Source organism: Vibrio sp. 10N.261.52.A1, assembly GCF_002876325.1.
Classification (GTDB): domain Bacteria; phylum Pseudomonadota; class Gammaproteobacteria; order Enterobacterales; family Vibrionaceae; genus Vibrio; species Vibrio chagasii.
The window spans coordinates 1-8,148 of sequence record NZ_MCYD01000705.1; the positions used below are offsets into that span (position 1 = coordinate 1).

Annotated in this window: 8 protein-coding genes; all 8 read right to left on the reverse strand. The window is 46.9% G+C overall.

What is annotated here, in order from left to right; genetic code table 11:
- Nucleotides 1-49: 49 nt before the first annotated feature.
- Nucleotides 50-1,168, reverse strand: coding sequence for a chemotaxis response regulator protein-glutamate methylesterase (locus BCT81_RS13980; RefSeq protein WP_102424813.1), 1,119 nt, complete (start codon nt 1,166-1,168; stop codon nt 50-52).
- A 13-nt stretch (nt 1,169-1,181) separates the two neighbouring features.
- Nucleotides 1,182-3,362 carry a chemotaxis protein CheA gene (locus BCT81_RS13985; RefSeq protein ID WP_061033688.1) on the reverse strand — a complete coding sequence of 727 codons (2,181 nt, stop codon included), beginning with the start codon at nt 3,360-3,362 and terminating at the stop codon, nt 1,182-1,184.
- A gap of 9 nt (nt 3,363-3,371) precedes the next feature.
- Entirely contained in the window at nt 3,372-4,103 is a 732-nt protein-coding gene (locus tag BCT81_RS13990; protein WP_102424814.1) for a protein phosphatase CheZ, read from the reverse strand.
- 111 nt (nt 4,104-4,214) lie between these two features.
- Nucleotides 4,215-4,583 (reverse strand): chemotaxis response regulator CheY, encoded by a 369-nt coding sequence (gene cheY / locus BCT81_RS13995; protein WP_008218307.1) that lies wholly within the window; start codon nt 4,581-4,583, stop codon nt 4,215-4,217.
- A gap of 43 nt (nt 4,584-4,626) precedes the next feature.
- The gene (locus BCT81_RS14000; RefSeq protein WP_004739861.1) at nt 4,627-5,361 is read right to left on the reverse strand and encodes an RNA polymerase sigma factor FliA; all 735 of its coding nucleotides are present in this window, start codon (nt 5,359-5,361) and stop codon (nt 4,627-4,629) included.
- Entirely contained in the window at nt 5,354-6,241 is an 888-nt protein-coding gene (locus BCT81_RS14005; protein WP_008218303.1) for a MinD/ParA family protein, read from the reverse strand. The genes BCT81_RS14000 and BCT81_RS14005 overlap by 8 nt, the downstream gene beginning before the upstream one ends.
- A 13-nt stretch (nt 6,242-6,254) precedes the next feature.
- Nucleotides 6,255-7,766: a flagellar biosynthesis protein FlhF gene (gene flhF / locus BCT81_RS14010; protein WP_102424815.1), complete on the reverse strand. Its 1,512-nt coding sequence runs from the start codon at nt 7,764-7,766 to the stop codon at nt 6,255-6,257.
- Between the two features lie 27 nt (nt 7,767-7,793).
- On the reverse strand, nt 7,794-8,148 hold a 355-nt coding region (locus BCT81_RS14015; protein ID WP_198596897.1), incomplete at its 5' end, for an FHIPEP family type III secretion protein.

The following is an 8,148-nucleotide window of genomic DNA, read 5'->3' on the forward strand; positions in this document are numbered from 1 at the left end:
AACACCACCTTTTTGGTTTGCAACACTCCAAACAATCATCTCGATTTACCTAAGCTAACCCAACTTCAACCAAGATCCGTTCCGCGATGCGGTCCAGAGGTAGGTCTTCAGTAGAAATGCCAGCTTTTGCTACAGCTTGAGGCATACCATATACAACACAGCTATCTTCATCTTGTGCCCAGACTGTCGAGCCTGCGGTTTTCAACATGCGTGAACCTTCTCGACCATCGGCACCCATGCCTGTCAGTATCATAGACAACACTTTGTCGCCGTAGATCTTCGCAGCAGAGCCGAAAGTCACATCCACACAAGGTTTGTAGTTCATGCGATCGCCGCCATCGATGATTCTTAGGCGAGCCGATCCAGCACGACCATCAACCATCATCTGCTTGCCGCCTGGAGCAAGATAAGCAACGCCAGGCTTCAACACGTCTCCGTCTTGAGCTTCGCGAACTTCGATCTTACACAAGGTATTCAAGCGACTAGCAAAAGCCGCAGTGAAAGTCGCAGGCATATGCTGCACGAGCACAATAGGATGCGGGTAGTTCGCAGGGATGCGCGTTAAAATTTTCTGTAGGGCAACAGGACCACCAGTCGACGTACCAATTGCCGTTAGCTGATACTTCTTACCCGAAGCTCTGAATTTCGCAGCGGATGCGACCGCAGGTCTAGCGGCTGGAGTAGCATTAGAAACCGGTTGACGCAATGACGTGGATGTTGAAGTCGTTGCTGTCGCCCTCGGTGCAATTGGTGCACGGCGCATGAAAGCACGTTTAGCCGCAATCTGAATCACACGCTGTTGAAGTAACGCAACGGCATCATCGCGGTTACGTGCGATGTCTTCGAACTTCTTAGGTAGGAAGTCTAAAGCACCCGCATCTAGAGCATCTAATGTCGCTTTAGCACCGTCATGCGTTAGCGATGAAAACATCAAAATAGGCGTTGGAGACGCCGCCATAATTTCACGAACGGCTGTGATACCGTCCATGACAGGCATTTCGATGTCCATGGTAATCACGTCAGGTCTTAGCTGTTTCGCTTTCTCTACCGCTTCTTTACCATTTACCGCAACATCGATGACTTCTAGGCGAGCCTCTGAATTGATGATCTCGCTTACTCGACGACGAAAAAAGCTCGAATCATCAACGACTAATACTTTAATCGCCATATTTATCCTTAAATTAAATTCTTGACGCAGCTGCGTACTGCTTCAACAAGTCCGGCACATCTAAAATCAATGCAATGTGACCATCACTCGTAATTGTTGCGCCTGCCATGCCTGGCGTACCTTGCAACAATTTATCCAGCGGCTTAATCACCACTTCTTCTTGACCGATAAGCGTATCAACAACAAAGCCAACACGTTGGCTGCCAAGTTGTACGATAACCACATGACCATGCCCTTTACGTAGCTCAACATCACCGGCTTTCGGTGCAAGCCAGTTTTGCAAGTAGAACAGTGGAATCGATTTATCGCGAACGATGATCGTCAACTGACCATCAACCACGTTGGTACGGCTTAGATCTAAGTGGAAGATCTCGTTAACCGAAGCCAAAGGCAGCGCAAATGGGTGACCAGAAACACCAACCATCAAGGTAGGTAGAATCGCTAGTGTCAGTGGAACCTTGATCGTAATCTTGGTGCCTTGTCCCATCTCAGAATCGATATCAATTGAGCCATTCAGTGTGTTGATCGCCGTTTTCACAACGTCCATACCTACACCACGACCAGAGATATCAGAGATCTGCTCTTTACTTGAGAAGCCTGGCGCGAAAATTAGGTTGAAACACTCTTTGTTTGATAAACGAGAAGCAGCATCTTCATCCATCAGACCACGTTTAACCGCAATAGCACGAAGCTTATCGGGGTCCATACCGCCACCATCATCAACGATAGCCAGCTCAATGTGATCACCCTCTTGAGAGGCAGACAGAATCACTTTACCGGTTCTTGATTTACCCGCCATCACTCGGTCTTCAGGCATTTCAATACCGTGGTCAACTGAGTTTCTAACCAAGTGAATCAGTGGATCAGCAAGTGCTTCTACTAAGTTTTTGTCTAGATCCGTTTCTTCACCACGCATCTCAAGAACGATGTCTTTTTTCAGGCTACGTGCAAGGTCGCGGACAACTCGAGGGAAGCGACCAAATACTTTCTTGATCGGCTGCATACGAGTCTTCATTACCGCACCTTGTAGGTCTGCAGTAACAACATCTAAGTTAGAGACAGCTTTCGACATTTCTTCGTCGTTACTGTTCAAGCCAAGGCTAACGAGTCGGTTACGAACCAATACCAATTCGCCAACCATGTTCATAATGGTATCCAGCGTTGAGGTATCAACACGAACGGTTGCTTCCGCTTGCTGCTTCTTAGCCGGCGCTTTCACTTCCGCTTTTGCCGGTGCACTTGGTGCAGGTTCAGCTTTTACAGCAACTGGCGCTGCGGGTTGCGGCTTAGGCGCAGCTTGAGGTGCAACGGGCTTACTTTCAGCAGGCTTAGTCGCGGCATCGAGTTCTTCAACTGATGGACCATTGCCAGAGCCGTGTAACTGATCAAGTAGCTTCTCAAACTCTTCATCAGTCATCAGATCGTCGCCCTCAGACATCGCCGATACTGGTGCTGCAGCAGGTGCTGGCGGTGGAGGCGGCGTTGAACCAGCACTTGTCGGGCTATTACCCGCACCATGCAGTTCGTCCAATAACTTTTCGAATTCGTCGTCAGTGATATCACCACTATCAACCACAGGTTGTGGTGCAGCTGGTGCTGGCGGCGGTGTTGGTGCCGCAGATGACGTTGGTGAGCCACCTTTACCATGAAGTTCATCAAGCAGACGCTCAAATTCATCTTCAGAGATATCGTCTACTGAAGAGGCGCTGATGCTCGGACTTTCGACAACCGGTTCAGGTTCAACAGCGATAGGCTCAGGGATAACAGGCGCAGGCGCTTCCACTGGTGCAACTTCATCCGCTGACTCTGGCTTACAGAGACGGTGAAGCTCATCCAATAATGCTTGATCTGCTGGCACTAAAGGTTCCTGATCTTGCACGGCTTGGAACTGTGTATTAACAGTGTCTAGAGCCTGCAGCATGGTATCCATCAAGCCTGATGTTACGCTGCGTTGGCCGTTGCGTAGAATGTCAAACACATTCTCGGCACCATGACAAGTATCCACCAGCTCAGTTAATGCTAGGAAACCAGCACCACCTTTTACTGTATGGAAACCACGGAAAATAGCATTTAATAGGTCTTTGTCGTCAGGGTTATTCTCAAGTTCTACCAGCTGCTCTGATAGAAGCTCAAGGATCTCTCCTGCTTCGACTAAAAAGTCCTGAAGAATATCTTCGTCTAAATCGTAGCTCATACGTTACCTTTAAAATCCAAGACTGGATAACAAATCGTCGACTTCATCCTGAGAAGCAACAGCGTCTTCGCGCTCTTCTGGATTCATGATTGGCCCTTCTGGAGCAATCGATGCTTTCTTCTCTGATGTTGGAGTTGGCTCAACCTGATTCGCACCAAATACGGTGAGAATCTCGACTAAGCGCCCTTCAACCTCATTCACCAAGGTAATAACTTTGCTAATAATCTGCCCAGTTAAATCTTGGAAATCCTGAGCCATCAAGATTTCAGTCAGTTGCCCACGTAGTTCGGTACTATCGCCCTCTACTTGGACAAGCAATCCATCAATGCGGTGACATAAAGCTTTAAATTGTGCCAGCTCAATGCGGCCATGCATCAGTTCATTCCATTGAGGCCTTACTTGAAGTAAACACTCGTGTAGGTTGTCTGCGATTGGCATACAGCGATCGACAGCGTCCATCGTTTTATTTGCCGCAACTTCCGTTTTATCAATGACATACTGAAGGCGATCCCTTGCATCAGGGATTTCATCATTTGCGATAACGCGAATGCGCTCGTCAAAGTTGAATTGTGTCAAAGAGTCATGGAGGTCGCGAGTCAGACTACCTATTTCTTGAAGCATTGGATTGTCTTGAAGACTAAAGTTGTCTTCATAAATGCTTCTAACAAGAGAATCAGCATCTTGCTGCTCATCGTTTTCAAGCAGCTCTACTAATTTTTTTGCTTGTTCTAATGAAATCATCCTGAGTTCGGCCTTACTCCGCATATTTGTGACGCTTCAACGTTTGAGAGAAACGGAAACTAAAAAGTTAATGTCTCTCTAGAAGCGCCTAAAACAGGTTATTTTTAATGCTTATAAGCGCTCAAAAATCTTATCTAGTTTCTCTTTAAGAGTTGCGGCAGTGAAAGGCTTCACAATGTAACCATTTACACCCGCTTGCGCTGCTTCGATGATCTGCTCACGCTTCGCTTCTGCTGTGATCATTAGCACTGGAAGGTGCTTAAGTTCAGCGTCTGCACGAATGTGTTTTAGCAGGTCGATACCTTGCATACCCGGCATGTTCCAGTCAGTTACCACGAAATCAAATTCGCCTTTTTTCAGCATAGGTAACGCGGTCAAGCCATCGTCTGCTTCTTGTGTGTTGTTGAAACCTAGGTCGCGAAGTAGGTTTTTAACAATTCGGCGCATCGTTGAAAAATCATCAACAATGAGAATTTTCATGTTTTTGTTCAAATTAGCCTCCACTGAATAAAAATCAGTGTTGTTAGTCGTTCTGTGTCCAAGCACTTAACTTAGTGCGTAAACGCTGCATAGATTGGCTCAATATTTGGCTGACACGAGATTCGCTGACACCTAATACTTCCCCAATCTCTTTTAAATTGAGTTCTTCGTCGTAATAAAGAGAAAGCACTAAGCCTTCCCTTTCCGGAAGCTGTTTTATCGAATCGATCAGAGCTTGGCGGAATGACTCATCAGCAACCCCTTGAAAAGGCGCGTTATCTTGAGAGTCTTCATTCGGAGATATTACATCATCTGAGACGCCTAAATCTTCGATCCCGACCAATCTTGAGCAATTAATATCAGTTAAAGCGCTATGATACTGCTCTAAACTGAGCCCCATGTGCTTTGCCACTTCGGCATCGCTTGGGTCGCGGTTGAGAGTACTCTCTAGTTCCGCAATTGCACTGCTGATTTCTCGATTGTTTTTATGAACCGATCTCGGCACCCAATCCCCACGGCGAATGTCATCCAACATTGCACCACGGATTCGAATACCGGCATACGTCTCAAAGCTTGCGCCTTTGGTACCATCATAGTTTTGTTGCGCTTCAATCAAGCCGATCATGCCCGCTTGAATCAAGTCATCAACCAATACATTAGGCGGTAATCGCCCCAACAAGTGATGAGCGATACGTTTAACCAACACAGAGTACTTCTCAAAAAAAGCCTGTTGGCTATTGTGATTAGCGTGTTGGTCGTAGGTAAGCGCTTTATTCACCAAATGGTTCCTCTACAAATTCAGTACGGTTCAGCAGCCTTTCAACAAAGAACTCCAAGTGTCCACTTGGTGTTTTTGGTATTGGCCAGGTCAATGCTTTATTTGCCAGTGAGCTGATTGCCAACGCAGCTGGAGAGCGAGGAAACGCGTCGACTACGATTTTCTGTCTCTTGACTGATTGACGTACTTTATCATCTAAAGGAATACATGCTACGAGTTCGAGGCTCACATTCAAGAAGCGCTCTGTGACCAAAGTCAATTTTGCAAATAATTCTCGGCCTTCACGGTAGCTTCTGACCATATTTGCAACAACTTTAAATCGCTGAACTTGGTGTTCCCTACTCAGAAGCTTAATTAACGCATATGCATCAGTGATTGAAGTAGGTTCATCACAAACCACGACCACCACATCTTGCGCCGCTCTTGAGAAACTGATCACCATGTCCGAGATTCCAGCCGCGGTATCCACTAGCAAGATGTCCATCTCGTCTTCAAGGGTACCAAATGCGCGAATCAAACCAGCGTGTTGTGCGTGTGATAGCTCTGTCATGCTCTGCGTGCCCGATGTCGCAGGAATGATTTTAATTCCGTGCGGACCTTCAACAATCGCATCTTTGAGTTCACATTCACCCGCTAACACATGCCCAAGGTTTCGCTTAGAGCGAATTCCTAGCATGATATCAACGTTCGCAAGGCCTAAGTCGGCATCAAGCACCATGACTTTTTTACCTTGGCGCGCCATACAAATAGCCATACCTAACGTCACATTAGATTTACCAACGCCACCTTTACCACCGGTTACCGCAATAACTTTGGTGATTGAAGGCTTGGTTAAGCGACGGAGGCCGCTAGCTTGATCGTGTATCATATTTTCATTCATATTTATCCGCCGCCTAGAGCCCTTCAGAATCGCTGTTCCAGTAATGAGGTTCATTCTCTGTAGATTTCTCTAATAACTCATTTGCCTTAGCAATCATGTACTTTGGTTGAGCTATAACGATATCTTCAGGAACTCGTTGACCATTTGCTATGTAAGCAACTGGTAATGCATTTTGTATTACGACACTGATGAATTCACCAAGACTGAGAGATTCATCCAATTTAGTCATGATGCATCCCGACAACGGGATTCTTCTAAAGTGTTCAATTGTTTCTTGTAGTACTTTGCGTTGCGCTGTAGCCGGCAAAACAAGGTAGCTATTGATAACGGAACCACTCTCTTGCATCAATGTGTCTAACTGCTCAGATAGGCGAACATCTCGTTGTCCCATACCCGCAGTATCGACCAGAATCAGGCGACGATTACGTAACTGATATATTACATCGGCCAGTTCGCTAGAATCTTTAGCAACTCTTACAGGACAACCCATAATTCGACCATAAATCGATAACTGCTCATGTGCACCTATACGATATGTGTCCGTTGTCACTAGTGCTACGTTATCTGCGCCATATTCCATGGCAGCACGAGCCGCAAGCTTTGCAACCGTCGTCGTTTTACCCACGCCGGTTGGGCCAAGTAGAGCCACAATTCCGCCGCGTTTTAAAATATCTTTCTGTGTCACGGAGATCTGGTCAGCAACCAAGGCTAACAACGCCTTCCATGCACGAGCTGGTTTGGTATCTTCAGGAATGTAACAAGCCATCTGATCAGCAAGTTCTGCCGATACACCCATGCGTTCTAGACGTTTGATAAGCATGGCTCTCAGCGGCTCACGGCGCTCAACTTCTTGCCACATCAACCCAGAAACTTGATGCTCTAACAGACGACGAATTGAGGTCATCTCTTCACGCATCGTTTCCATTTCGGTATCAGACCCCTTGGATTGACCACTGTCGCGACCGCGATCGTAACGAGTCGGATCCAAGCGAGGTGCAGGGCGTTCAACTCGGCGATCTTCAGCAATCAATTTAGAGAGGCCAGTTTCGCGAGCAAATGCTGAATCTAGGCTACCACTCGATGGCTGGTTATTTTGCGACAGGTGACTGTTGCTAGATTGGCGATTAAGTAACGCTGACAGAGAGTCTTCGTTTTCAGCGCGGTGCTGCGGCTGATCGTCTGCGCCATGACTGAATTGCTTGAGCATGTTTGCAAAGCGCTTGGTCATTGAGCGTCCACCTTCAGAGTTTGACTGAAGGCTTACCTTGTCATCATCTAATTCGCGACGCCCTGCCGGAACTGAGGGAGCGGCCATTTGCGTGTATTGGCTATGCGCAGGCTGCTGAGGTTTGTTGAGTCTTGGGCTCGCTGCTGACGGGCTAGATTCGCCATCAATAGCGGCAACAATTTCCACGCCACCTGCGACCTTTTTGTTAGACATGATCACTGCGTCCGAACCAAGTTCTTCTTTAACTTGGAGCAGAGCAGTCCGCATGTCTTTTGCAAAAAATCGTTTAATTTTCAATTCGATCGTCCGTTCTAATTAGGCGGCTTAATTACCAACAGCTTGTACTATACGTATCTGCTTTTCATCCGGTATTTCTTGGTATGACAGTACTCTTAAGCTTGGGATCGTGTTCTTCACGAATTTAGCTAGAGTCGAACGCAACACGCCTGAAGTCAGTAACACTGCAGGCTCCCCTTTCAGCTCTTGCTCTTGAGTCGCTTGGCTAAGAGAGGTCTGTAAACGTTCCGCTAAACCAGGTTCAATACCAGCAGATTCTCCGCCGGATGCCTGCATGGTTTGATGCAAGATTTGTTCCAGCTCAGGAATTAGGGTTATTACAGGCAATTCCGGCTCTATCCCATTGATTTCCTGAACAATTAGTCGTTTCAATGAGATACGA